We start from the raw sequence: 1,800 nt of genomic DNA, 5'->3' as shown, positions 1-1,800 counted from the left end.
TTACAGGGTCAACGATTTTTAAAGTAACATTGGTGCCAGTCATAAACATATCTCCATTATGTTTGTGATAGCCCTGTAAGGCTGTGGGGCAGCTTTGCAGGGCGAATACCAGTTAGCGACTAAGACCCCCATCAATGACGCATAGGCCGTTTTTAAGCGCTTTCCGGTGATTGGTTACAGTGCCTTTCCAACCAAACTGCGGATTAAGCCTGTATGAGTAACTGCGCCCGATTTTTGGGCCCAGCAAAATAACTCCGATATCGAGAAGGACTTTGATTGAGCGACTAACGTTTGATCTCTGCATCCCAAGCTTCTCGACAATATCCATTTGCGGAACCTGTATGTAGTTCTCGTAATCAAGCTCACTCAGAAGCACCATGAGAACGCGAAGCTCCTCGCCTTTAAGGTTCTTTGCGAGAATCATTAGAGCGTCTTGGTTCATTGTAAAATGCCTCTCAAAGCTACTCTTTTGCTTTGGTCTGATGACAGCAACAAAGCTACCAACCACTTCACCGGTCGATAAATCAACCTGCGAAATTCGCTTTCCGGTCATCCATACCCCCAGATATTGTTATCATATATGATACTCATGTTATCCTATAAGATAACAATCCTTCCGTCTAGCCCTTGTCCTGCCTAGATCCCCTTCTGTATCTTATTACTCTCCGTTCTTGAACCGAGTTCACAGAAGTCGGGGGAAGTAGTTTTGGTAACTATACCAAGGGCTGTTTTCGGCCTGATTTTGTTCGCTGGCTCACAACTATCAGGCCGTTAAACGCCCCTGAAAATTACAATGTAACGAGCTTTTCCGGCTGGGCTAAAAACGTGATGTTCATCCGGAAGGGGTGAACTTTAGTATGGTTTTTCGTGCCAAAGTTCGGGTGTCACAGAACCCCGAACTTCCTCCCGCCAGTCCAGTTTGCAAAAAAAAGCTCGTTGCAAAAGCTGGCCTCCTGCATTTTTCAGGAACCCTCCCCGACGGAGCGGGGCCCCTCCCGAAAAGCTGCCGTCAGCCACTTTTGTCCGAAATGGCAGCAAAGTGGGCTGATGGATGGTTTCGGAATCCATGACGTCGAACGAACGGCGGAAACCCAATCAAAAGCGCATCGCTTGGGCACCTTAAAAAAAGCGCTCGGCAGTGTGGGGAGGTTTCGCGCACGCGCTGCCCGAAAGCTGTGCACGGCGGGCGGTAAAGCAGTGAGCACGGGATAGATGATCTCGCCGCCTCTCATGCCCTGCTGCGCTGGGCATCATAAAGAGCCCAACAAGCCAGGGACAAGCCAGGGACAGGATATGTTTTGTATAACCGCCATTTGATTTCCGTAGACCGGAATCAAAAAGTCGTTATACATCAACGATATATAATTTCAGTTATATAAAGTTGAGAATTCACATGAAAATCAAAGGCTTATATAAAAAAATCCCTGAGCGGGTAGCAATTTTAATTGCTGACCGGTCAGGGATTGGACAAGCGAAGCGCGTCAGTTAGGAATCAAGGTGCTGCACTGAATCAACGTAAACGCGCTCAAATGAGCCTGTAAGGCGCTCAGACAGGATAACTAGAAGGCTGTGAAGCTGAGAGCCTTCGGTTGCGCTGGCGAGCTCTGAAATGGCCTCAACGCATTTTTCGAGGTCTCTCAGGTTCTGAAGCTCAGCAGGAATTACAGGGTCAACGATTTTTAAAGTAACATTGGTGCCAGTCATAAACATATCTCCATTATGTTTGTGATAGCCCTGTAAGGCTGTGGGGCAGCTTTGCAGGGCGAATACCAGTTAGCGACTAAGACCCCCATCAATGAC

The 1,800-nt window shown here is 47.8% G+C and carries 2 protein-coding genes; both read right to left on the bottom strand.

Annotation, left to right across the window (positions count from 1 at the left end):
* Positions 1-112: 112 nt before the first annotated feature.
* Positions 113-553, bottom strand: a complete 441-nt coding sequence (locus ACRDDY_RS14690) for an ArsR/SmtB family transcription factor (protein ID WP_265846417.1) — start codon at positions 551-553, stop codon at positions 113-115.
* Positions 554-1,485: 932 nt separating this feature from the next.
* The gene (locus ACRDDY_RS14685) at positions 1,486-1,704 is read right to left on the bottom strand and encodes a hypothetical protein (RefSeq protein ID WP_438565690.1); all 219 of its coding nucleotides are present in this window, start codon (positions 1,702-1,704) and stop codon (positions 1,486-1,488) included.
* Between the last annotated feature and the right edge of the window lie 96 nt (positions 1,705-1,800).

Source organism: Clostridium sp., assembly GCF_051656525.1.
In the GTDB taxonomy this organism is placed as follows: domain Bacteria; phylum Bacillota; class Clostridia; order Clostridiales; family Clostridiaceae; genus Clostridium.
Note: the sequence above shows the minus strand (reverse complement) of the source record. Positions and strands in the feature narration are given on the sequence as shown.

Bases quoted from the DNA above. Each gene is read 5' to 3' on its own strand.
- ACRDDY_RS14690 (WP_265846417.1), bottom strand. From the start codon at position 553: ATGACCGGAAAGCGAATTTCGCAGGTTGATTTATCGACCGGTGAAGTG.
- ACRDDY_RS14685 (WP_438565690.1), bottom strand. From the start codon at position 1,704: ATGACTGGCACCAATGTTACTTTAAAAATCGTTGACCCTGTAATTCCT.